The organism is Saccharothrix isguenensis, assembly GCF_052936305.1.
Window position 1 is genome coordinate 1,869,336 of the sequence record NZ_CP193626.1, and the last position, 22,452, is coordinate 1,891,787.

General features: G+C 71.1%; 27 protein-coding genes and 1 tRNA gene. 19 read left to right on the forward strand and 9 right to left on the reverse strand.

The window, feature by feature from the left end; translation table 11 throughout:
• Positions 1-73 precede the first annotated feature (73 nt).
• Together ACRAKI_RS09060 and ACRAKI_RS09065 are read left to right on the forward strand one after the other, a co-directional pair.
• On the forward strand, positions 74-880 hold the full coding sequence (locus tag ACRAKI_RS09060) for a sporulation protein (RefSeq protein WP_447006605.1): 807 nt from the start codon (positions 74-76) through the stop codon (positions 878-880).
• Between the two features lie 138 nt (positions 881-1,018).
• Positions 1,019-1,291 carry a GlsB/YeaQ/YmgE family stress response membrane protein gene (locus tag ACRAKI_RS09065; protein WP_447008367.1) on the forward strand — a complete coding sequence of 91 codons (273 nt, stop codon included), beginning with the start codon at positions 1,019-1,021 and terminating at the stop codon, positions 1,289-1,291.
• A 99-nt stretch (positions 1,292-1,390) separates the two neighbouring features.
• On the opposite strand, the gene ACRAKI_RS09070 is transcribed toward ACRAKI_RS09065, so the two are convergent.
• Positions 1,391-2,032 (reverse strand): TetR/AcrR family transcriptional regulator, encoded by a 642-nt coding sequence (locus tag ACRAKI_RS09070; protein ID WP_447006606.1) that lies wholly within the window; start codon positions 2,030-2,032, stop codon positions 1,391-1,393.
• An 88-nt stretch (positions 2,033-2,120) separates the two neighbouring features.
• Between ACRAKI_RS09070 and ACRAKI_RS09075 the strand changes: the two genes are divergently transcribed.
• The 7 genes from ACRAKI_RS09075 (at position 2,121) to ACRAKI_RS09105 (ending at position 7,374) form a co-directional block, all read left to right on the forward strand.
• A complete protein-coding gene (locus ACRAKI_RS09075; protein ID WP_447006607.1) occupies positions 2,121-3,266 on the forward strand; it encodes an acyl-CoA dehydrogenase family protein in 1,146 nt (381 codons plus the stop codon).
• 16 nt (positions 3,267-3,282) lie between these two features.
• A complete protein-coding gene (locus ACRAKI_RS09080) occupies positions 3,283-4,485 on the forward strand; it encodes an acetyl-CoA C-acetyltransferase (protein WP_447006608.1) in 1,203 nt (400 codons plus the stop codon).
• Entirely contained in the window at positions 4,486-5,247 is a 762-nt protein-coding gene (locus ACRAKI_RS09085; protein ID WP_447006609.1) for an SDR family NAD(P)-dependent oxidoreductase, read from the forward strand. It begins immediately after the preceding gene.
• A gap of 217 nt (positions 5,248-5,464) precedes the next feature.
• Entirely contained in the window at positions 5,465-5,854 is a 390-nt protein-coding gene (locus tag ACRAKI_RS09090) for a hypothetical protein (RefSeq protein ID WP_447006610.1), read from the forward strand.
• A gap of 128 nt (positions 5,855-5,982) precedes the next feature.
• Positions 5,983-6,204, forward strand: coding sequence for a hypothetical protein (locus ACRAKI_RS09095; RefSeq protein ID WP_447006611.1), 222 nt, complete (start codon positions 5,983-5,985; stop codon positions 6,202-6,204).
• A 22-nt stretch (positions 6,205-6,226) separates the two neighbouring features.
• On the forward strand, positions 6,227-6,811 hold the full coding sequence (locus ACRAKI_RS09100; RefSeq protein WP_447006612.1) for a TetR/AcrR family transcriptional regulator: 585 nt from the start codon (positions 6,227-6,229) through the stop codon (positions 6,809-6,811).
• A complete protein-coding gene (locus tag ACRAKI_RS09105) occupies positions 6,808-7,374 on the forward strand; it encodes a DinB family protein (protein WP_447006613.1) in 567 nt (188 codons plus the stop codon). Before ACRAKI_RS09100 ends, ACRAKI_RS09105 begins: the two co-directional genes overlap by 4 nt.
• Before the next feature lie 212 nt (positions 7,375-7,586).
• Here ACRAKI_RS09105 and ACRAKI_RS09110 read toward each other — a convergent pair whose 3' ends face one another.
• Positions 7,587-8,045, reverse strand: coding sequence for a MaoC family dehydratase (locus tag ACRAKI_RS09110; RefSeq protein WP_447006614.1), 459 nt, complete (start codon positions 8,043-8,045; stop codon positions 7,587-7,589).
• 1 nt (position 8,046) lies between these two features.
• Positions 8,047-8,808, reverse strand: coding sequence for a 3-oxoacyl-ACP reductase FabG (gene fabG / locus ACRAKI_RS09115; protein WP_447006615.1), 762 nt, complete (start codon positions 8,806-8,808; stop codon positions 8,047-8,049).
• 106 nt (positions 8,809-8,914) lie between these two features.
• On the opposite strand from fabG, the gene ACRAKI_RS09120 reads away from it, so the two are divergent.
• A complete protein-coding gene (locus ACRAKI_RS09120; protein WP_447006616.1) occupies positions 8,915-9,745 on the forward strand; it encodes an SDR family NAD(P)-dependent oxidoreductase in 831 nt (276 codons plus the stop codon).
• Positions 9,746-9,750: 5 nt separating this feature from the next.
• A complete protein-coding gene (locus ACRAKI_RS09125) occupies positions 9,751-10,704 on the forward strand; it encodes a quinone oxidoreductase family protein (protein ID WP_447006617.1) in 954 nt (317 codons plus the stop codon).
• A gap of 139 nt (positions 10,705-10,843) precedes the next feature.
• Here the strand turns inward: ACRAKI_RS09125 and ACRAKI_RS09130 are convergent, their stop codons facing one another.
• On the reverse strand, positions 10,844-11,281 hold the full coding sequence (locus ACRAKI_RS09130; protein WP_447006618.1) for a DUF6319 family protein: 438 nt from the start codon (positions 11,279-11,281) through the stop codon (positions 10,844-10,846).
• 80 nt (positions 11,282-11,361) lie between these two features.
• Between ACRAKI_RS09130 and ACRAKI_RS09135 the strand changes: the two genes are divergently transcribed.
• The gene (locus tag ACRAKI_RS09135) at positions 11,362-11,709 is read left to right on the forward strand and encodes a DUF6401 family natural product biosynthesis protein (RefSeq protein WP_447006619.1); all 348 of its coding nucleotides are present in this window, start codon (positions 11,362-11,364) and stop codon (positions 11,707-11,709) included.
• A 304-nt stretch (positions 11,710-12,013) separates the two neighbouring features.
• On the opposite strand, the gene ACRAKI_RS09140 is transcribed toward ACRAKI_RS09135, so the two are convergent.
• From ACRAKI_RS09140 to ACRAKI_RS09160, 5 genes are all read right to left on the reverse strand, one after another.
• Complete coding sequence (locus ACRAKI_RS09140; protein WP_447006620.1) at positions 12,014-12,979, reverse strand: membrane protein; 966 nt, start codon at positions 12,977-12,979, stop codon at positions 12,014-12,016.
• 129 nt (positions 12,980-13,108) lie between these two features.
• A complete protein-coding gene (locus ACRAKI_RS09145) occupies positions 13,109-13,339 on the reverse strand; it encodes a hypothetical protein (protein WP_447006621.1) in 231 nt (76 codons plus the stop codon).
• Positions 13,340-13,358: 19 nt separating this feature from the next.
• Positions 13,359-14,552 carry a S8 family serine peptidase gene (locus ACRAKI_RS09150; RefSeq protein WP_447006622.1) on the reverse strand — a complete coding sequence of 398 codons (1,194 nt, stop codon included), beginning with the start codon at positions 14,550-14,552 and terminating at the stop codon, positions 13,359-13,361.
• A 141-nt stretch (positions 14,553-14,693) separates the two neighbouring features.
• Positions 14,694-15,878, reverse strand: coding sequence for a cation:proton antiporter (locus ACRAKI_RS09155; RefSeq protein WP_447006623.1), 1,185 nt, complete (start codon positions 15,876-15,878; stop codon positions 14,694-14,696).
• Positions 15,879-15,883: 5 nt separating this feature from the next.
• Entirely contained in the window at positions 15,884-16,366 is a 483-nt protein-coding gene (locus ACRAKI_RS09160) for a cation:proton antiporter regulatory subunit (protein WP_447006624.1), read from the reverse strand.
• A 21-nt stretch (positions 16,367-16,387) separates the two neighbouring features.
• On the opposite strand from ACRAKI_RS09160, the gene ACRAKI_RS09165 reads away from it, so the two are divergent.
• The 7 genes from ACRAKI_RS09165 (at position 16,388) to ACRAKI_RS09195 (ending at position 22,385) form a co-directional block, all read left to right on the forward strand.
• Complete coding sequence (locus tag ACRAKI_RS09165) at positions 16,388-17,485, forward strand: DUF1015 family protein (RefSeq protein WP_447006625.1); 1,098 nt, start codon at positions 16,388-16,390, stop codon at positions 17,483-17,485.
• 88 nt (positions 17,486-17,573) lie between these two features.
• Entirely contained in the window at positions 17,574-18,302 is a 729-nt protein-coding gene (cmk, locus tag ACRAKI_RS09170; protein ID WP_447006626.1) for a (d)CMP kinase, read from the forward strand.
• Complete coding sequence (locus ACRAKI_RS09175; RefSeq protein ID WP_447006627.1) at positions 18,299-18,943, forward strand: lysophospholipid acyltransferase family protein; 645 nt, start codon at positions 18,299-18,301, stop codon at positions 18,941-18,943. The genes cmk and ACRAKI_RS09175 overlap by 4 nt, the downstream gene beginning before the upstream one ends.
• Positions 18,940-20,346 (forward strand): ribosome biogenesis GTPase Der, encoded by a 1,407-nt coding sequence (gene der, locus ACRAKI_RS09180; protein WP_447006628.1) that lies wholly within the window; start codon positions 18,940-18,942, stop codon positions 20,344-20,346. The genes ACRAKI_RS09175 and der overlap by 4 nt, the downstream gene beginning before the upstream one ends.
• Positions 20,347-20,367: 21 nt before the next feature.
• Entirely contained in the window at positions 20,368-21,024 is a 657-nt protein-coding gene (locus ACRAKI_RS09185; RefSeq protein ID WP_447006629.1) for a response regulator, read from the forward strand.
• Positions 21,018-22,133 (forward strand): sensor histidine kinase, encoded by a 1,116-nt coding sequence (locus ACRAKI_RS09190; protein WP_447006630.1) that lies wholly within the window; start codon positions 21,018-21,020, stop codon positions 22,131-22,133. The genes ACRAKI_RS09185 and ACRAKI_RS09190 overlap by 7 nt, the downstream gene beginning before the upstream one ends.
• 178 nt (positions 22,134-22,311) lie before the next feature.
• Positions 22,312-22,385 (forward strand) — tRNA-Pro (locus ACRAKI_RS09195).
• The last annotated feature ends 67 nt before the right edge of the window (positions 22,386-22,452 follow it).

Genomic DNA, 22,452 nt, shown 5'->3' on the forward strand with positions numbered 1-22,452 from the left:
GTCCTTGGGACAATCGGCTCGAGTGCGGGACGGAAAAGCAGGCCAGGAGGCGCCCACCGTGGTTTTCAAGAGGATGTTGCGTGCGTTCGGAGTAGGTGGTCCGTCGGTCGACACGGTGCTGGCCAACCCCAACGTCAGGCCGGGTGAGCTGGTGACCGGTGAGGTCCGCGTCGCGGGCGGTGACCACCAGGTCGAGATCGACCAGGTCAAGCTGTCCCTGGTCACGCGGGTCGAGGTCGAGAGCGGTGACAGCGAGCACAACCGCAACGTCGAGTTCGCGCGGATCGTCGTGGCGCAGCGGGTCACCGTGGCGGCCGGGCAGAACCTCGTGCTGCCGTTCCAGTTCCCGATGCCGCTGGAGACGCCGGTGACCGTGGTGCACGGGCAGCCGCTGCGCGGCATGACGATGGGTCTGCGCACGGAGCTGGAGGTGCGCGGCGCGGTCGACCCCGGCGACCTCGACCACCTGGCCGTGCACCCGCTGCCGTCGCAGGAGCACGTGCTGAACGCGTTCGGCGCGCTCGGGTTCCGGTTCCAGCGGGCGGACAACGAGTCCGGGCGCATCCACGGCGTGCCGCAGCAGCTGCCGTTCTACCAGGAGATCGAGTTCCTGCCGCCGGGCCAGTTCCTGAGCAAGATCAGCCAGCTGGAGCTGACCTTCGTGACCGACCCGCAGCGGCTGTACGTGGTGCTGGAGGTGGACCGGCGCGGCGGTCTGTTCCGAGCGGGCGGCGACTCGTTCGGACACTTCGCCATGTCCCACGATGAGGTGATCCGCACGGACTGGGCCGCGCTGCTGCACCAGTGGATGGACCAGGTGTCCGGCAGGCGATCTTCCGGGGGATACGGGTCGAACGGCGGTCACGGCGGGCACCGCTGAGGTCACCATGGCGGGGGAACCGGTGCCGGCGGGGTGGTCGCTGGTGCTGCGGCCCGCGTTTTCGGTGGGATGATGATGGTCGAGGCCCTCGACGAGGTCGGGGACTTCTTCGAAGGCGACCAACCCGCAGGAGGCATAGTGGGCATCGGCGGTGTGATCAGCGCTCTGATCGTCGGCCTCATCATCGGTTTGCTGGGCAAGCTCGTCGCGCCGGGCAAGCAGGCCATTCCCATCTGGCTGACGATCATCGTCGGCATCGTGGCGGCGTTCCTGGGCACGTTCCTCGCCCGGGCTCTCGGCGTGGAGGACACGCCCGGCATCGACTGGATCGAGATCATCGTGCAGGTGATCCTCGCCGCCATCGGCGTCAGCCTCGTCGCAGGCTTCTACGGCAAGAAATCCGTCCGCTAGCCCCGGACCGGACCAGCAGGGCCTCCCGGAACGTTCCGGGAGGCCCTGCCCCGTCCTACGCGAGTCCTGCGTTCGGCTCACGCGTTCCGGACGTAGGACTCACGCGTTCTGGGCGTGGGACTCGCGGGGGGCGCCGAGCATGCGGAGGACGAGGTCGGCGTAGAGGTCGCCGATCTCGGCGGGGGTGCGACGGCCGGCGGGCTGGTACCAGCGGGCCACGTCGATGCACAGCGACAGCACGGCCAGCGTCGCGCCGCGCACGTCGGGAACGTCGAACGCACCGGCGTCGACACCGGCCGAGATCATGTCCCGCACCGCCGCCTCGATCCGGCGGCGCAGCACGACCACCTCCGCCAGGTGCTCCGGCGTCAACGCGCTCAGCTCGTACTGGACGACCCGCGCCGTCGTGTGGAACTCGGCGTGCCACGACGCGAACGCCCGAACCGCGGACGCCAGCCGGACCACGGGATCCGTCTCCGGCACCGCCGTCAGCACCGACAGCGACGTCGCGTGCCCGACCCGGGAGATCTGGAACAGCAGCTCCTCTTTGGACCGGTAGTGGATGTACACGGCGGCGGGCGACATGCCGGCCTTCGCCGCGATGTCACGGGTGGTCGTCGCGTGGTACCCCCGCACGGAGAACGCGGCGGCGGCGGCGATCAGCATCCGCCGGGCGGCCGGTGGCGTGACCGAGGACCACGTCTCGTCCAGGAGCGCGAACTCATCACGGGTCGACGTCATGCACCTCTCCTTGACACGGGCCCGAACGATACCGCAGGCTAAGCGCACGCTTACGCCTAAGCAACCGCTTAGTATGGAGGATGCGAGAGTGCGCCGCACGCTGTTCGAACCCGACCACGAAGCGTTCCGCGAGACCGCGCGGGAGTTCTGTGCCCGCACCCTCAAGCCGGACTACGAGAAGTTCGTCCAGCAGCGCCACATCGACCGGGACGTGTGGCTGGAGGCCGGCGAGCAGGGCCTGCTCGGCTTGGAGGTCCCCGAGGAGTACGGCGGCAGCGGGGCGAACGACTACCGGTTCAACGCCGTGCTCGGCGAGGAGCTGTCCAAGGTCAGCGCCGGCATGGCCTCCTGCCTGGGCATCCACGGTGACGTCGTCGCCCCCTACCTGGTCGACCTGTGCACCGAGGAGCAGAAGCAGCGCTGGCTGCCCCGGTTCTGCGCGGGCGAGATGACGACCGGCATCGGCATGACCGAACCGTCCGGCGGCTCCGACCTCGCGGCGCTCAAGAGCAACGCCGTCAAGCGGGGCTCCGACTGGGTGCTCAACGGCTCCAAGACGTTCATCACCAACGGCTTCTCCGCCGACATGATCGTCGTCGCCGCCCGCACCAGCCCGGAGAAGAAGGCCAGGGGCATCACCCTGTTCGCCGTCGAGACCGGCATGAAGGGCTTCGAGCGCGGTCGCAAGCTGGACAAGGTCGGCCAGCCCGAGTCCGACACCGCCGAGCTGTTCTTCGAGGACGTGCGCCTCCCGCAGGAGAACGTCATCGGCGAGGTCGACCAGGGCTTCATCTACATGATGGAGCGCCTGCCCCAGGAACGCCTCGGCGGCGCGATCTCCAACCTCGCGCACGCCAAGCAGATCCTGCTGGAGACGATCGCCTACGCGAAGGAGCGCAAGGCGTTCGGCCAGGCCATCGGCTCGTTCCAGCACAACAAGTTCACCCTCGCCGAGCTGGTCACCAAGATCGACGTGACGCAGGCGTTCCTGGACCAGTGCACCGACGCCCACACCCGGCGCGAGCTGACCGCCGTGGACGCGGCCAAGGCCAAGTGGTGGAGCGCGGACGTGCAGAACGACGTCATCGACGCGTGCGTGCAGCTGCACGGCGGCTACGGCTACATGACCGAGTACCGCGTGGCGCGCGCCTGGATGGACGCCCGGGTGACCCGGATCTGGGCCGGCTCCAACGAGATCATGAAGGAACTCATCGGCCGCGACCTCGGCCTCTAGCCCCAGGAGAACCGCCATGCCCGAGGCTGTCATCGTCGCCACCTCGCGTTCCCCGATCGGCCGGGCCCGCAAGGGCTCGCTGGTCGACCTGCGCCCGGACGACCTGGCCGCGCAGATCGTCGGCGCCGCGCTGGACCAGGTCCCCGAGCTGCACCGCGAGGACATCACCGACCTGCACATGGGCTGCGCCGAGCCGCAGGACGAGCACGGCCAGAACGTGGCCCGCCGGGTCGCCGTCCAACTCGGACTGGACGGCCTGCCCGGCACCACCGTCAACCGGTTCTGCGCCTCCTCGGTGCAGACCACGCGGATGGCGTTCCACGCCATCAAGGCCGGCGAGGGCCACGCGTTCATCAGCGGCGGCGTGGAGTGCGTCTCGCGCTACCGGCACGGCGACCCGCACCTCAACCCGCTGTTCGACGAGGCGCGTGAGCGCACCGAGCACACCGCCCAGTCGAACGAGCCCTGGCACGACCCGCGGGACGACGGCAAGCTGCCGGACTACTACATCTCGATGGGCCAGACCGCCGAGAACGTCGCCACCCTGCTCGGCATCAGCCGCCGTGACCAGGACGAGTTCGGCGTGCGCTCGCACAACCTGGCGGAGAAGGCCATCGCCGACGGCTTCTTCGACCGCGAGATCACGCCGGTGACGCTCCCGGACGGCACCGTCGTCGCCACCGACGACGGCCCCCGGAAGGGCGTCACCTACGACGCCGTCGCGGCGCTCAACCCATCGTTCCATCCACAGGGGACGGTCACGCCCGGCAACTGCTGCCCGCTCAACGACGGCGCGGCGGCCGTGGTCGTCATGAGCGCCACGAAGGCGAAGGAACTGGGCCTGACCCCGTTGGCGCGCATCGTGTCCACCGGCGTGTCCGGCCTGTCACCCGAGATCATGGGCCTCGGCCCGGTCGACGCCACGAAACAGGCGCTCGCGCACGCGAACATGACCATCGACGACATCGACCTGGTCGAGATCAACGAGGCGTTCGCCGTGCAGGTGCTGGGCAGCCAGCGCGCGCTCGGCATCGACATGGACAAGCTGAACGTGCACGGCGGCGCGATCGCGCTCGGCCACCCGTTCGGCTCCACCGGCGCCCGCATCATGACCACCCTGATCAACGGGATGCGCGCCCGTGACGCGCAGTTCGGGCTGGAGACGATGTGCGTCGGCGGCGGTCAGGGCATGGCGATCATCCTGGAGAGGTTGAGCTGAATGGGAATCCTGGACAAGTTCCGGCTGGACGGGCAGGTCGCGATCGTCACCGGCGCGTCCTCGGGACTGGGCGTGGCGTTCGCCAAGGGCCTGGCCGAGGCGGGCGCCGACGTCGTGCTCGCGGCCCGGCGGGTGGACCGGCTCAAGGACACCGCGAAGCTGGTCGAGGCCGCCGGCCGCCGCGCGCTGATCGTGCAGGCGGACGTGGCGCAGCCGGACGACTGCCGCGAGGTCGCCCGTGCCGCCGCCGAGTTCGGCCCGGTGCGCGTGCTGGTGAACAACGCGGGCGTGGCGTCGGCGGTGCCCGCGTCCCGCGAGACACCCGAGCAGTTCCTGGGCGTCATGGACGTCAACCTCAACGGCGCGTACTGGATGGCGCAGGCGGCAGCGGCGGTGATGGCCGGCGGGGGGTCGATCATCAACGTGTCGAGCGTGCTCGGCATCATCTCCGGCGGCCTGCCGCAGGCCGCGTACTCCGCGTCGAAGGCCGGTCTGCTCGGGCTGACCCGCGACCTGGCGCAGCAGTGGACCGGGCGCAAGGGCATCCGGGTCAACGCGATCGCGCCCGGCTACTTCGGCTCCGAGATGACCGACCAGTACCCCGACGGCTACCTCGAATCGCACGTCTCGCGGCTGCCGATGGGCCGTGTGGGTGATCCGGAGGAGCTGGCGGCGGCCGTGGTCTTCCTCGCTTCGGCGGCGGGCGGCTACACCACCGGTGCGACGTTCGTGGTGGACGGCGGCGCGACCATCGGGAGCTGATCCCCGACTTGTGACCCACGGAGGCGCGGTGCGGCGATCGAGCCTGGAGGCTGGGGAGATCGCCGCCCGCACGGGGGAGTTCCGTGGTCGCGAAGAGTTCGACCGAAGAGCCTGCCTTGGTCATCCTCGACCCGCCCAGGTCGGTGTTCCGGCGCAAGCGCTTCCTGCTGCCGTTCGGCGTGTCGGCGGGCATCGCGCTGATCGGCGAGTGCAAGGCGTGGCGGAACCGCAGGAGGGGGGACGGGCTCTACTGCACCTTCGACATGGCGATGTTCGTCGACCTGACCTCCAGGACAAGACCTGGAAGGGCATCGAGGGCGGTGGCCTGACGAACGCCAAGCAGATCATCGCCCAGTCGCCGGACCTGTGCCGGGCCTACTCCGGCGCCGCCTACCTCGCGCTGGTCGCGTTCGCCGCCGACGACCGGCGGGCGCCGACCACGGAGGAGGCCAAGGCCGTCGGGGCCGAGGTCAAGCCGCTGTTCGAGGTCGGGGGCCAGTTCGGGTCGGGCATCGGCCGCACGTTCTTCAGCCCGGACGGCCGCACGTTCGCGCCGGTCGGCGTCATCTACGAGCGCCAGTACCTGGCCTGCCAGATCCACACCTAGGAGCGGACCGGGTCGGTCGACCACGAGCGGGTGGTGCTCTACCCGACGCGCACCACCACTCCGAGCCGTGGCTGATCGCGTTCAGCGAGGCGGATCGACTCGGACGTGTCGGTCAAGGGCTGTTCGGGGTGGCGTCCGACGACGACGGCACGACGGTGTTCCTGGCGCTGTTCGGCGACCCCGACGACCCCGAGGCGGGACCGCAGGTGCGGGTCGAGTGCTACAACGCCGGGCTGCGCGACGACGTCGTGCCCGAGGGCGGGTTCCACGCGCGGTGCCTCGGCAAGGTTCAGGCGTGGAAGGCCGACACCCAGCAGCTGGTCATCCGGCCGATCGCGATGTTCCGGTGATGGGGCGTGCGATGCTTGCCCCATGGCATCGGTACCGGAGCGGCTGATCGACGCCGCGACGCGGTTGTTCGCCGCCAAGGGCTTCGACCGGGTCGCGGTGCAGGAGATCGTGGACCTGGCGGGCGTCACCAAGGGCGCCATGTACCACTACTTCGGGTCCAAGGACGACCTGCTGCACGAGATCTACGGCAGCCTGCTGCGGATGCAGACGGAGCGGCTGGACGAGTTCGCGTCCGGTTCGGCGCCGATCGCCGAGCGGCTGCACGCGGTGGCGGTCGACGTCGTGGTGACGTCGGTGGAGAACTTCGACCAGGCCAAGGTGTACTTCCGCTCGGCGGACCACCTGGCGGAGGACAAGGTGCGGGAGATGCGCGCGGAACGGCGCCGGTACCACGAGCGGTTCCGGTCGCTGGTGGAGGAGGGCCAGGCGGCGGGCGCGTTCCGCGCCGACGTGCCCGCGGACCTGACCGTGCACTACTTCTTCGGCACCGTCCACCACCTGGGCCAGTGGTACAGCGCCGAGGGGCCGTTGTCGGCGAAGCAGGTGGGCCGCCACTTCGCCGACCTGTTCCTGGCGTCCCTGCGTCCCGTGGAGGGCACCTCGTGAAGGCCGACCTGCACCGCTACCTCCGCACCGTGCGCGAGGCGCTGCTGTGGAAGCTGGACGGGCTGTCGGAGTACGACGTCCGCCGACCGTTGACGCCGACGGGCACGAACCTGTTGGGCCTGGTCAAGCACCTGGCATCGATGGAGGTCGGGTACTTCGGCGACACGTTCGGCAGGCCGTTCGGCGAGCGGTTCGAGTGGATGGGCGAGGACGCCGAGCCCAACGCGGACATGTGGGCCACGGCCGACGAGTCGCGCGAGGACATCACCGGGCTCTACCGGCGGGCGAGCGAGCACGCGGACGCGACGATCGACGCGCTCGACCTGGAGTCTACGGGCGCCGTCCCGTGGTGGCCGGAGGAGCGGCGGACGGTCACGCTGCACCTGGTGCTGGTCCACATGATCGCGGAGACCAACCGGCACGCGGGGCACGCCGACATCGTCCGCGAGCTGATCGACGGCGCGGCGGGACTGCGCCCGGACAACGACAACCTGGCGTCGAGCGACGCGTCGTGGTGGGACGACTACCGCGCCCGCCTGGAACGCGTCGCCCGCGAGGCCTGACGGCAGACCGCCGCGCGATCGTCCGCGGCCCGCGCAGTTCTCCACAGCATCGGCAGTTGTGTCCAGCTCCGCAGTCCTCCCAGCCTGCGGAGTTGTCCCCAGCACTCGCTGTTGTCCACAGCCCGCCTCGCCGCGCCCGATCCCGGCGGCGCCGTGTGGCAGGGTAGAAGCAGGGGTCCCCTTGGGCGGGGACCCCTGCGCAGCGAGCCGAACTAAGCGGCCGGGACCAGCAGGACCACGGTCTCCGCCACACAAGCGGGCTTCGGGTTGTCCTCGATCTCGACGGTCACCCGCACCACCGCCTGCTTGCCCTGCGGCACGTCGGTGATCTCCGCCAGCTCGGCGCCCGCCCGCACCCGCGCCCCGACGACCACCGGGCTCGGGAACCGCACCTTGTTCAACCCGTAGTTCACGCCCATGGACAGCCCCTGCACCGTGTAGATGTCCCGCACCAGCAACGGGATCAGCGACAGGGTCAGGTACCCGTGCGCGACCGGCGCGCCGAACGGCCCGGCGGCGGCCTTCTCCAGGTCCACGTGGATCCACTGGTGGTCGCCCGTGGCGTCGGCGAACAGGTTGATCTCCGCCTGGGTGATCTCGTGCCACCCGCCGTGACCGAGGTGCTCGCCCTTGGCCGCCGCAAACTCGTCGAGGTCCGCGAATACCCGCATCTCAGTCCTTCGGTCCGCCGGCGACGTAAATGACCTGACCGGACACGAATCCGGCGCCCTCGCTCACCAGGAACGACGCCGTGTGCGCGATGTCCTCGGGCGTGCCCACGCGCTGCACCGGGATCGCCGCCGCCGCGCCCTTCTTGAAGTCCTCGAAGTCGACGCCCACGCGGGCCGCCGTCGCCGCGGTCATGTCGGTCGCGATGAACCCCGGCGCGATCGCGTTCACCGTCACGTTGAACTTGCCCAGCTCGATCGCCAGCGTCTTGGTGAACCCCTGCAGCCCCGCCTTGGCGGCCGAGTAGTTCGCCTGACCCCGGTTGCCCAGCGCCGACGTGCTGGACAGGTTCACGATGCGCCCCCACTTGGCCACCGTCTGGAACTTCTGCACCGCCCGGCTCATCAGGAACGACCCGCGCAGGTGGACGTTCATCACCGCGTCCCAGTCGTCGTCGGTCATCTTGAACAGCAGGTTGTCCCGCAGGATGCCCGCGTTGTTGACCAGCACGGTCGGCGCGCCGAGTTCGTCCGCGACCCGCTGCACCGCCGCGTCGACCGCCGCGCTGTCGCTGACGTCCACGCCCACCGCGATGGCCGTCCCACCAGACGCCTTGATCTTCTCCACGGCCTCGGCGCAGCTGCCCTCGTCGAGGTCGAGCAGCGCGACGGCCAGGCCGTCCTGCGCGAGCCGCGTGGCTACGGCGGCGCCGATACCGCGTGCGGCACCGGTGACGATGGCCACCCGTGCGTCCGTCTGGGCCACGGTCAATCCTCCTTGATCTGCGGGGCCTAAGCAACCGCTTAGTAACCTACCGGCGACACCGGCTTGACGCCAGGGCTGGTCAGGAGAACCATACCGACTGGTCGGAATGTCAGCCAGAGGAGGCGCGGTGGAGTTCTCGGGCAAGGTCGCACTGGTCACCGGAGCCGCGAACGGCATCGGCGCGGGAGTCGCGCGCCGACTGGCCGCCGGCGGCGCGTCCGTCGTGGTCGCCGACGTGGACGACGTCCGGGGCGAAGCCGTGGCCGACGAGGTGGGCGGCGTGTTCGTCCACTGCGACGTCCGCGATCCCGGGCACAGCGAGGCAGCCGTGGCGACGGCCGTGGAGCGGTTCGGCGGGCTCGACATCGCGGTCCTGAACGCGGGCATAGGCACCGGGTTCGGCCTCGGCGACGACTTCGACCCCGAGCGGTACCGCAAGGTCATGGGGATCAACCTCGACGGCGTCGTGTACGGCGTCCACGCGGCGCTGGCGGCGTTGAAGGAGCGCGGCGGCGGGCACATCGTCGCCACCGCCAGCATGGCCGGTCTGATGGCGATGCCCATGGACCCCCTGTACGGCGCGAACAAGGCCGCCGTCGTCGGCCTCGTCCGCGGCCTCGGTCCCGTGCTCGCGCCCGACGGCATCACCGTCAACGCCGTGTGCCCGTCCTTCGCGGACACCGCCATCATCACCGGCTTCAAGTCGACCTTGGAATCGGCCGGGATGCCGGTGATGGAGGTGGACGACGTGGTGGACGCGTTCGTGTCCGTGTTGCGGGACGGCAAGCCGGGTGAATGCTGGTTCGTGCAGGCCGGGCGTCCCAGCGCGCCGTTCACCTTCAAGAACCCTCCCGGCCCGCGCACCGCCACCGGCGAGCGCGTCGCCCTCGGCCGCGACCCCCTGATCACCGACGAGCAGACCACCAAGGAGCACTGACAGCCGTGCGCGCCATCCAGATCACCGAGTTCGGCGGACCGGAAGTCCTCACCGAGGTCGACCTCCCGGACCCCGTCGCAGGCCCCGGCGAGCTGCTCGTCGACGTCAGCCGCGCGGGCCTCAACTACGCCGACACCCACCAGGCTGAGAACTCGTACCTGTCGAAGATGGAGCTGCCGCTCGTGCCCGGCGGCGAGGTCGTCGGCACGGCGGGCGGGCGGCGCGTGGTCGGCCTGACCAACTTCGGCGGCTACGCGGAGAAGGCCGTGGTGCCCGAGGCGACAGCGTTCGACGTGCCGGAAGGCGTGGACGACCTCACCGCGTTGAGCATGGTCGTGCAGGGGGCGACGGCGTGGCTGCTGCTCCGCAAGAGCGCCCACCTGGAGGCGGGGGAGACCGTCGTCGTGCACGCCGCCGCGGGCGGGGTCGGGTCGCTGGCCGTGCAGCTGGCCAAGAAGTGGGGCGCGGGACGCGTCATCGCCACCGCGAGCACCGAGGACAAGCGCGAGCTCGCGCTGGACCTGGGCGCGGACGTCGCGGTCGACTCCACGGCGGAGAACATGACCGACGTGCTGCGCGAGGCCAACGGCGGGCGGCGGGTCGACGTCGTGCTGGACATGACCGGCGGCGCCGTCACCGACCAGAGCATCGCGGCGCTGGCGCCGTTCGGGCGGCTGGCGTTCTACGGGATGGCGAGCCGGGAGCAGCCGACGCCGGTCGAGCCCGGACGGCTGCTGGTGCACTCGACGGCCATCGCGGGCATGTGGCTGCCGCACGCGTTCAGGTTGCCGGGTCGGGTCGTGCACCGGGCCATGGGCGAGCTGTTCGACCTGGTCCTGGCCGGTGAGCTGCGCGCCGTGCCGGGCGGCGAGTACGGGCTGTCGGAGGTGCGCCGGGCGCACGAGGACCTGCGGGCGCGCCGCACCACCGGCAAGCTGGTGCTGGACCCGTCGCGGTGACCTGGGCACGCCTGCCTGGGCACGCCTGTCCGATCTCGGCACGCTGACGTCGGGCACGCTGACGTCGGGCACGCTGGGAACCGCCGGCATCGCGGACCGGGGGGCCACTCGTGAACGGGCGGCCCCCCGGTCCGGATGATCAGTCGCTCAGTTCGGCCAGTGCGGCCTTGACCTTCGCGAGCTCGGCTTCCAGCTCTTCCATCCGCGTGCGGTGCTGGGTGCGGGCCGCCTCGATGACCTCGTCGATACCGCCGGCGATGTCGTCGTGCAGCTCCTTGGCCGCCCGCGACACCGCTGCGGCCGAGATCGAGAGGCCCTGCACGACCCGCTTGGTGCCATGCACCAGGTCGGCCTGCCACTCGCCGTCCGCGGTACCGGTCACGGTCAGCGTGAGCTCGACCGTGCGGGTTTTCTTGGCCGTCGATTTAACCCGCTTCACGGGCTTGGCCTCGGGCTCTACCGGCGGCACGGGTGCGACCTCCTGCTGCACGGGTGCGGCGGGCGCCTCGGCGTCCACCGTCTCTTCCTGCTCCACGGGCGTGTCCGCCTGCACGTTCTCGTTGTCCTCTCTGCGCATTCCGGCTCGACCCGGCCTGATCATAGAACACATGTTCGATGGTGGGTCGATTGCCTCGCACAGCGTAGGGTGTCGGGCTTGTGAGCGGTTGGTGGGACTTCCCCGCTCGCCGGTTCTTGGACCGGTTGAGCGACGAACTCGGAATTGCAGCGGTGGTGGCCTCGGGCGTCCTGGCGCCCGGAGTGCTGGCCGCGGTCGACCAGCACGGTGCGGCGGTGCGAGACATCCTCGCGTTCGGCGTGCCCGCGGCGGCGGTGGCGGGGGTGGTGCTGCTCGCCGGGTACGCCAGGGGTGTGCTCGACGAGGCGACGGCACAGGGCTGGCAGGTGCCGCCCGTCGTGGACTGGGCGAACGCGGACTGGACGACGCTGAGACTCGCGGCCGTCTGTCAGCTTTCGCGCAGCGACGAGCCCGCACTCGAAGGCTAGCGGCAGGCGAGTCGTCCGCCGGAACGCCGTCCACAGGCCTGCCGGTTGTCCACAAGGACGTCGCTCGGCCCGCGGCTCGTCGGCCCCTCCGGGAAAGATAAAAGCAGGAGTCCCCTCGGCGGGGACCTCTGCGAGAGCGTCGATCCGGTTGGCGTTCCACCCGGCCACCGCGTGCCGTGACCGGGCGTGCGAGCCACCGCGTGCGGTGACCGGCACGTTCGCTGACGTGCCGTGACCAGCGCGCCCGGTCACCATGTGCGGTGACCGGGCGCGCCGGGCTAACGCGTGCCGTGAGCGAGCGCGGTCAGCGCTGCTCGCCCGGCGGGTACTGGCCCGGGTGCGGCTGCACCGGCCGGCCCTGCATCGGCTGACCGGGCTGACCGTGCTGGCCGGGCGGCGGCGGCATGGGCTGCACCTGGCCGGGCTGCATCGGCTGACCGCCCGGAGCGGTCGGCATGCTCGACGCGTGGGCCGGCGTCTCGGTCATCCGGGTTGTCTGCTCGGCCGGCGAGACACCGGACGTCGTCCGCTGCACGTCCTCACGGCCGCGCTTGTACGCCTCGGCCTGGGCCTTCGCCTGCGGCGCCTCGGCCTCGGCCTTCGACAGCCAGCCCTCCCAGCGCTGCTGCATGGGCTTGATCATGCCACCGCCCACGCCGATGATCGCGATACCGCCGACGGTCGCCAGGATGGTGATCAGGATCGGCGTGGTCACCGTGGTCGCGACACCGATCTGGTTCAACGCCGCGATCACACCGAGCGCGATGATGAACCACGAGGCGATCTTGCCGAGCGTCGGACCGTAGGAGAGCCCGCCGAGCGCCCGCGAGATGATGTCGCCCACGGCCCGCGCGACAGCGGCGGCCACCACGATGATGACGATCGCGACGATCGCCCTCGGCAGCCAGGCCACGATCTGGTTCAGCAGGTCGCTGACCGGGTTCGACCCGAACACGCCGAACGCCACCTGGAGCGCGATCAGCAGCACGGCGTAGTAAACGATCTGGGCGACCAACCCCGACGCGTCGAACTTCGACCGCGCCAGCGCGTCACCGATCCCACCGCGCTGCACCGCGCGGTCGAAGTGGACCCGCTCCAACACCTTGTTCACCGCCGTGCGCAGCAGCCGGGCGATGATCCACCCGATGAGCAGCACGACGAGGAACCCGACGAGTTTCGGCAGGAAGGTCACCACGTTGCGCAGGGCGTCACCGGCTGCCTCACCGATGCCTTGAGCCTGCGCCGTTTGCGCGGCGAGCAGGGCTTTCATCGTCTTCGACCTCCTCGGACGACCCGTTCGTCTCTGGAGACGGTTACCCGAGGTGGTCGGCCCAAACCGGAGATGCCCCGAGCGGGGGGTGTAGGACGGGTAGAACGCGCAGCGTCACCGGCGAGCCGGTCAGGCCTCCGGGATCGGCGGCAGCCGCACGTCGTCGCGGTCCACCTCCACGCGCGAGACGCCGGGCACGGCCCCGAGCAGGTCGCCCACTTCGGGGGCGACCGACCCGGTGACCACGCCCAGCGTCTCCAGCACGTCCTCCACCACCATCCCGGCGTCCCGCAACGCGGACACCACGGCGGGCAGGTCGTCCAGGCTGTCGCGGGCGACCGAGACCACGACCTTGTCCACGGGCGCCTCCGTCAGGCGGTCAGGGAGTCTGCACCAATCCTGCACCCACGTCCGTGGAAGGCAAGCCCAGCCGGCGGGCGGACTGCGACAACCTCGCCCACAGCTCCCACCCGCGCGAGCCGTGCTTCTCCGCGATGAGCGCCGCGGCCCCCGCGACGTGCGGTGTCGCCATGCTCGTGCCGGAGATGCGCTTGCGCATGCCGAGTCCGCTGCTTTCGCTGTTCCAGCTGGAGTAGACGTCCACGCCGGGCCCGACGAGGTCGACCTGGCCGATGGTGTCGACCGTCCCGCAGGAGAAGGGCGCGATCGCCCGCTCCACGTCGATCGCGCCGACGGAGAGGATCGACGGGCAGTTCGCCGGGTGGCCGACCGGGTTGACCCGCCCCGGCCGCTTGCTCTCGTTGCCGGCGGCGGCGATGATCAGCGTGCCCTTGTCCATCGCCCGCGTGGCGGCCTGCTCGAAGATCTGCGAGTGGGGAGTGCCGGGCCGGACGGCCGCTCCCAGCGACATCGAGATGACCGCGCAGCCGTTGGCGATGGCCCACTCGATGCCGGCCAGGATGCCGCTGTCCGAGCCGAAGCCCGAGTTCGACAGCACCTTGCCCGCGTAGATCTCCGCCTCGAACGCGACCCCGTAGCCGGGACCGCCGCCGGCGGGCTGACGCGGCCCCGCGGCGCTGCCGATGCAGTGCGTGCCGTGGCCGTGCGCGTCCTCCACCGTCTCACCGGTGATGAACGACTGCGTGACCACGGTGCGGCCCGCGAAGTCCGGGTGCGCGACGGTGAAACCGGTGTCCAGCACGGCGACCCGGATGCCCTTGCCGGTGACCGAGCTGAGGTTCGCGCCCACGGCCTGGAGGCCCCACGTGAACACGGACTCGTCCACGGCGGGCGCCGCGGCCTCGTCGGTGTCGGTGGCGGTGTACGCCTGCACGACCCGTTCCGCCTCGACGACGGAGATCGGGCCGGGCGCCGCGGCGGCCTCGGTCAGCCGGGCGACCTGGTCGGGCGTGGCGTCGACGACGGCGATGCCCAGGTCCTGGAAGATCACGCCGTCCGCGGCGGCGAGCTCTTCCCTGGTCGCGGAGTCGGCGCTGCTGGCGGTGCTGATGCCGGCGACCCGGTTCATCTCCCGCGCACCGGCCGCGACCGATCGGTCTTCGAGGAGCACCAGATAACGGCCTGTGGTCTCGGCGCCCGTTGGTTGTGACATGACGACCCCCTTCGGGGTGGGAATGCAGTCAGGTTTAACCCCGGATCACGCTTGTGCTCAATCAGCCGTAAGTGTTGGCCCCCTGGCGCAAACGTGGTTCGTATGCCGTAGTGGAGGCGCCGGACCGGCACAAGATACAGATCACGCCACCGCAGGCGTGGACTCACGCTTCTGGGTGAACTTTTGAGCCAACGGCTCCACCACGCGTGCCGCCACCGGCCCGAGCACCGCCATGAGCAGCACGTAGGCCGTCGCCAGTGCCGCCAACTCGCCGTCCACCGCACCGGACGCCACCGTGAGCGACGCGATCACGATCGAGAACTCACCGCGCGCCACCAGCGCCGCGCCCGCCCGTGCCCGACCCATCCGGCCGATGCCCTGCCGCCGCGCGGCCCACCACCCGGTGGCGACCTTCGTCAGCGTCGTCACCACGGCCAGCGCGACCGCCCAGCCCAGCACCGGCGGGATCGACGCCGGGTCCGTGTTCAGGCCGAACACCACGAAGAACATCGCCGCGAACAGGTCGCGCAGCGGCTCCAGCATCCGGGTCGCGTTCTCCGCCGTCGACCCCGAGATCGCGATGCCGAGCAGGAACGCGCCCACCGCCGCGGACACCTGCAGCTCCGACGCGACACCCGCCACCAGCAGCGCCGCGCCCAGCAGCTTGAGCAGGAACACCTCCGGCTCCGGGCTGTCCACCAGCGCCGACACGTACCGGCCGAACTTCAGCGCGATGACCAGCACGACCGTGATCGCGGCCAGCGAGATGCCCACCGCGGTCAGCCCGCCGACGAAGCTCACGCCCGCCAGCACGGCGGTCAGGATCGGCAGGTACACCGCCATCGCCAGGTCCTCGAACACCAGCACCGACAGCACCACCGGCGTCTCCCGGTTGCCCAGCCGGCCCAGGTCGCCGAGCACCTTGGCGATGATCCCGGACGACGAGATGTAGGTGACGCCGCCCATCGCCAGCGCGCCGACCGGACCCCAGCCCAGGACCAGCGCGGCGATCACACCCGGCGTCGCGTTCAGCACGATGTCCACCAAGCCGGCCGTCCACGACCGCTTCAGCCCCGTCATCAGCTCGGCGGCCGAGTACTCCAGGCCGAGCAGGAGCAGCAGGAGGATGACGCCGATCTCGCTGGAGATGTGCGAGAACTCCTCGATGCCGTGCAGCGGCACCAGGCCGCCCTGCCCGAAGGCCAGGCCGCCGATCAGGTAGAGCGGGATCGGGGAGATGCCGATCCGCCACGCCATCTTGCCGAGCAGGCCCAGCCCGAAGAAGACCGCACCCAGTTGGATCAGTGCGATTGCCGTGTTGTGCAAGGTGCTCAGCCACCACCGAGCAACTCGGCGGCGGCTGTCAGGCCGTCCGCCGTGCCCACCACGACGACGAGGTCACCACCCGCGAACACGAAGTCGGGGCGCGGCGACGGGTGGACCGAACCAGCGCGCACGACGGCGACGATGGACGCGCCGGTGCGGGTGCGCAACTCGGTCTCGGCCAGCGGGCTGCTGTCGAACCGCGAGCCGGGCACGATCGGGAACTGCTTGGTGGAGATCCCCGCGACGTCGCGGTGCTGGTCCTCCAGCTGCGCCACCAGCTGCGGCGACCCGAGGAGCCCGGCCAGGGTGCCCGCCTCCGTCGGCGTCAACGGGATCGAGGCCGCGCAGCCGTCCGGGTCGTCCAGGTTCGACACGATCAGCTCGAACTTGCCGTCCCGGTGGGTGATCACCCCGACCCGCCGGCCCGCTCGGATCATGAAGTCCTGACGGGTGCCGATCCCCGGTAGCGGCGTCACCTCGACGTTCACGCGTCCGATCATAATCTGCCGATGAGACGTGTTCGGGCGATCAGCCGGGGATGGGTGGTGCGGGACCGGGTGCCCGGACCGGACGTGGACGAGTTCGCCGAGCCGGAGCGGGTCGTGGCCGCCCTCGCCCGCGCACGTCCCGGCACGCTGCTGGCCGTGCAGCACCCGCACCGCACGCCCGCCGCGCTGGCCGCCGGGGCCGGCCTGCTCGACGCGTTGCCCCAAGCCCGCGCCGAACTCGCCCACCTGCGCCGCAACGCCTACCGCGAGGTCCGGGACGTGGTCGCGCCCTACCGCGTGGACGGCCCGGACGGCACCGCGTACGGGCTGCTGTGCATGGTCGACCCGGCGGCGGTCGGGCACACCGAGGACGTCTACCCCGACGTGGTCGCCGAACGCGCCCGCGTGCTCTCCGGCCTGGGATGCCTGACGAGTGCGGCGATGCTCGTGCCGGTGGGCCGCGAGGTCCGGCTGACGGAACTGGTGGCGGAGGTGGAGGAGGAACCGGCCGTGTCCGTGGTCGACCCGGGCGGGCGGCGCCACTGGCTGTGGCTGGTCGGGCCGGGCGAACGCCAGGACGCGCTGCTCGCCGCCGCGGGCGAGCACCCGTTGATGGTGGCCGACGGCAACCACCGGGTGGCCGCGACGGCCGGGCTCTCCGGACTGCTGGCGCTGGTCACCGCCGGTCCCGATCTCCGGATCGGGCCGATCCACCGGGCCTTGGCCGGCACCGGCCTGACGTTGGCCGACCTCACCGCGGCGTGGCGCTCGGCCGGGCTCAGGGTGACGCAGGTCGACGCCTCGACCCGCCCGTCGCCGGGAGTGGTCGTCGCGGTGGCCGGATCGAGCGCCGTCCGGGTCGAGCTGCCGCCGGGCATCGACCACGCGTTCGTGGAGACCGTGCTGCTCGACAAGGCGCTCGGGCTCGACCCGGAGAGCCCGCACGTGCGTCCCGTGACCGGCGGTGCACCCGTGGACGCGGACGCCTTGCTGCTGATCGCGCCGGTGCCGCTGGACGACGTGCTGGCGGTGCACGCGGCCGGCGGTCGGATGCCGCGCAAGAGCACCTACTTCACGCCCAAGCCGCGCAGCGGGCTGCTGCTCGCCGATCTCGACTGACGGTCCGACCACCTGATGCGGGTGTGACGGGCCGCACCAGGCACAATTGGAGGTTGACGACCGTCGTCGCATTGAGGAGGACTACCCCGTGGGACACGGTGAGCTGCGTGGCGTGGTGGCCCTGGACGGGCCGTCCGGCACCGGCAAGTCCTCAGCGGCGCGACGGCTGGCGGCCGGCCTGGGAGCGCGTTACCTGGACACCGGCGCGATGTACCGGGCGGTGACGCTGGCCGTGCTGCGCGCAGGCGTCGACCTCGCGGACGCGGCCGGCGTGGCCGGGGTGGCGCGGGACGCGGTGCTCGTCCAGGGCACCGACCCGGACCGCTCGACGACGTTCCTGGACGGCGAGGACGTCGGCGCGGAGATCCGCGGCCCCGAGGTGACGCAGGCCGTGTCACCGGTCTCCGCCGTGCCGGAGGTCCGCGCGCAGCTCGTCGCCGAGCAGCGTCGGATCATCGCGGAGGCGATCGCCGAGGCGGGCGGCATCGTGGTGGAGGGCCGTGACATCGGCACCGCCGTCGCGCCCGACGCGCCGCTCAAGGTCTACCTGACGGCCGACGCCGAGGCCCGCGCCCAGCGCCGCGCCAAGCAGGACAGCGCCTCCGGCCGGCAGGCCACGCTGGACGCGACGCTCGCCGACGTGCAGCGGCGCGACACCTACGACTCGACGCGCGCGGTGTCGCCGCTGCGCGCCGCGGACGACGCCGTGGTGCTCGACACGACGTCGCTCGACCTCGCGGGCACGCTGGCCGCGTTGATGGACCTGGTGGGCGACCACGGGCTGCTGGCCCAGCCGAGCGGACGGGTGCACGGGTGACCGACCAGCTCCCCGAAGGCTCGTCGGCCCGGCTGCACGACATCGGACGGTGGATCGCGCGCGGTCCGGCGCGCACGCCGTTCCGGGTACGGTCGCACGGCGTGTCGCGGATGCCGGCGGAAGGCCCCGTGGTCGTCGTGGCGAACCACAGCTCGATGGCGGACGGCCCGATATTGTTCGGCGTCCTGCCCCGGCGCGTGGTGTTCTTGATCAAGCAGGAGATGTTCAAGGGCGTGGTCGGCACGCTGCTGCGCAAGATCGGCCAACTGGCCGTGCGGCGCGGCGAGCCCGACCGCGCGCCGCTGCTCGCCGCGCAGAAGGTGCTGCGGGCCGGCGGCGTGGTGGGCGTGTTCCCCGAGGGCACGCGCGGCACGGGCGACGTGGCCGAGGCACAGCGCGGCGCGGCGTGGCTCGCCCGCTCGACCGGCGCGGTCGTCGTGCCCGTCGCGTGCCGGGGAACCCTGCGCCCGGCCGGCGCCGGACGGCGGTTCCGGCCCGTGGTGGACGTGCTCGTGGGCGAGCCTTTCGAGCTGCCGACCGACAAAGGTCGTCAGGCGCTCGAGAAGGCCACCGAGCAGGTCCGCGACCGCTTGGCCACTCTTGTGGCCGAGCTAGACAGTCAGCGAGGAGAAGTCAGATGACGGACTTGGACGGCACCTGGGCGGACGAGTCCGACTGGACCGCGTTCACCGAGGCGGTGGAGGGCGAGGAGGGCGGCGCGCCCCCGATGCCCGTGCTGGCCGTGGTCGGTCGGCCGAACGTGGGCAAGTCGACCCTGGTCAACCGCATCATCGGCCGCCGTGAAGCGGTCGTGCAGGACGTGCCAGGCGTGACCCGCGACCGGGTGGCGTACGACGCGCTGTGGAACGGCCGCAAGTTCACCGTGGTCGACACCGGCGGCTGGGAGCCCGACGCCGTCGGCATGATGGCCGCCGTCGCCGCGCAGGCCGAACTGGCCATGGCCACCGCCGACGCGATCCTGTTCGTGGTGGACGCGACCGTCGGCGCGACGACCAACGACGAAGCCGCCGTGAAGCTGCTGCGCCGGTCCAAGCGGCCCGTGATGCTGGTGGCGAACAAGGTGGACGACGAGCGGCTGGTGGCCGAGGTCGCGTCGCTGTGGTCGCTCGGCCTCGGTGAGCCGATCGCGGTGTCCGGCCTGCACGGACGTGGCTCGGGCGACATGCTCGACGCCATCCTGAAGGCACTGCCCGAGACGCCGCGCGAGACGTTCGAGGCGGTTCGCGGTGGTCCGCGCCGGGTGGCACTGGTCGGCCGCCCGAACGTCGGCAAGTCGTCCCTGCTCAACCGGCTGACCGGGGAGAACCGGTCCGTCGTGCACGAGGTCGCGGGCACCACCGTCGACCCGGTCGACTCGCTGGTGGAGCTCGACGACGAGGTGTGGCGGTTCGTCGACACCGCCGGCCTGCGCAAACGGGTGAACTTCGCCTCGGGCGCGGAGTACTACGCGTCGCTGCGCACCAAGGCCGCGATCGAGTCCGCGGAGGTGGCCGTCGTGCTGCTGGACGCGGCCGAACCGATCAGCGAGCAGGACCTGCGGGTGCTGTCGATGGTCGTGGACTCCGGTCGGGCGTGCGTGCTGGCGTTCAACAAGTGGGACCTCGTGGACGAGGACCGGCGGCACGCGATGGTGCGTGAGCTGGAACGAGGGCTGGTTCGGGTGCCGTGGGCCGAGAAGGTCAACATCTCGGCGCTGACCGGACGCGCGGTGCGCAAGCTCGCGCCCGCGCTGCGGACGGCGCTGAAGTCCTGGGACACCCGGATCTCCACCGGGCAGCTGAACTCGTGGCTGACGGACCTGATCGCCGCCACCCCGCCGCCGGTGCGCAGCGGCAAGCAGCCCAAGGTGCTGTTCGCCACCCAGGCGAGCACCCGTCCGCCGACGTTCGTGCTGTTCACGACCGGTTTCCTGGAGGCCGGGTACCGGCGGTTCATCGAGCGCAGGCTGCGCGAGGACTTCGGCTTCGCGGGCAGCCCGGTGCGCATCTCGGTGCGGGTTCGGGAGAAGCGCCCCAAGAAGTGATCGGTTGCTCCCGCAGGCGGGATGCGGTTGCCTGGCGATGTGCCGGTGCGATTGGTCCTCGCTGACGACGAAGCGCTGCTCCGCCGAGGGCTGAAGGTGCTGATCGAGGCGGACGGTCGGGTCGAGGTCGTGGCGGAGGCCGCGGACGGCGCCGGTCTGCTGGACGTCACGCGCCGGTTCCGGCCGGACGTGGCGCTGGTGGACGTGCAGATGCCGGGCATGGACGGCCTGACCGCGTTGAAGGAGATGCTGGCCTGGTCCGACCCGCCGGCGTTGGCGGTGCTGACGACGTTCGACCTGGACGACTACGTGGCGACCGCGTTGGAGTTGGGCGCCCAGGGCTTCCTGCTGAAGGACGCCGAGCCGGAAGCCCTGGTCAGGGCGGTGCTCGACCTGGCGGCCGGTGGGGCGGTGCTCGATCCCCGGATCACTGCCCGGCTGCTGCCGAAGCTGCGGGCGACCCGGCTGCGGGAGAACCGCCGGCTCGACGGGCTGAGCGCCCGTGAACGCCAGGTGCTCGGGCTGCTGGCGAACGGGCAGCCGAACAACGCCATCGCCGCGTCGCTGGGCCTGAGCGAGGCGACGGTGAAGAGCTACGTTTCCACCGTGCTGACGAAACTCGGCGTCGAGAACCGCGTGCAAGCCGCCCTCGTGGCGCACCAGGTGGGCACGTGGTGATCCTCCTGGAGTTCCTGGCCGTCCTGGTGCCCGCCGCGATGGTGCTGATGGCGGACTACGTGCCGTACTCGTGGTCGATCCCCACGGCGCTGGCGGCCTGCCTGCTGCTGCCGGTGCGCCGTTGGCGGCCGTGGATAGCCGCGCTGGTGTGCCTGCCGGGCCTGATCGGAGGTTTGGGCTGGCCGGCCACCGTCGTGGCCATGTACCGGGTGGGGCGCAAGTCGTCCCTGCCGATGATGATCACCTGGGTGGCGCTGGCGACGGTCCTGCCCTCCACCCTGGTGGTGGTCACCCAGCACCTCGCTCCCGGTTCGGCGCTCCTGACGTTCGCCTTCAGCCTGTTCATGGCAGGTGCCCCCACCGCGCTGGGCGCCCTCATCACGACCAGGCGCAAGCTGACAGCGAGCCTCGCTGAAGCGTCCCGTGCCCGCACGGCCGAGTTGGAGGCGCGTGAGGCTGGTGCGCGAGCGTCCGAACGTGCCCGGATCGCGCGGGAGATCCACGATGCCGTGGGGCATCACGCGACCCTCATCGCAGTGGAGTCGGCGGCCTTGGCGGCCACCACCGACGATGTGGGCACCCGTGACACGGCCCTGCGCCTACGAGCGCTGGCCAAGGAGGCCCTGTCCGAGATGAGGACGGCCCTCGGGCTCCTGAACACCGAACCGACCCCCGGCTTCGAAGGCATCCCGTCCCTGATCGAGCGGGCGACATCAGCGGGCCTGGCTGTGCACTACGACCACACCACACCACCCCCACCACCCGCGACGGGCCGAGCGGTCTACCGGATAGTTCAGGAAACCCTGACCAACGTGACGAAACACGCCCCCGGCGCCACGGTCCACGTGCGACTGTCGAAACAGGACGGACACCTGCACGTGTCGATCGTCAACGGCCCGCCGACCACCCCCGTGCCGCCCCACGACCAGGGCGGCCACGGCCTGCACGGCCTGCGGGAACGCGTGACGTCCGTAGGGGGCGTCCTGACCACCACGGCGCGGGCCGATGGCGGTTTCGCGGTGAGCGCGAAGCTACCGGTGGGTCCGTCGAAAGTTGACACAGATGACTCGACTTTCGGCGGTAGTGCACGAAACGCGGCGAACGCATAGTGGGTGGGGCGTCGACCCGGGGGAGCGGTAAGACCGAGGGGAGCGCAGGGGCCCGCGACACGCGGGCCTCTGCCATTTTCCGAGGTAGAGCCTCTGGTCGGCGAGGTCGGGGGGTGGCGTCGGGGGCTCGTTGTAGCGTGCGCTAAGCTTGCCGCGCACCCCACAACGGGGATGCGGCCGGGACGTGGCGCAGCTTGGTAGCGCACTTGACTGGGGGTCAAGGGGTCGCAGGTTCAAATCCTGTCGTCCCGACGGTCTGAAAGAGCCCCGCTGATCTAGGTGAAACACCTGATCAGCGGGGCTTTTTCGTGTCTTGATG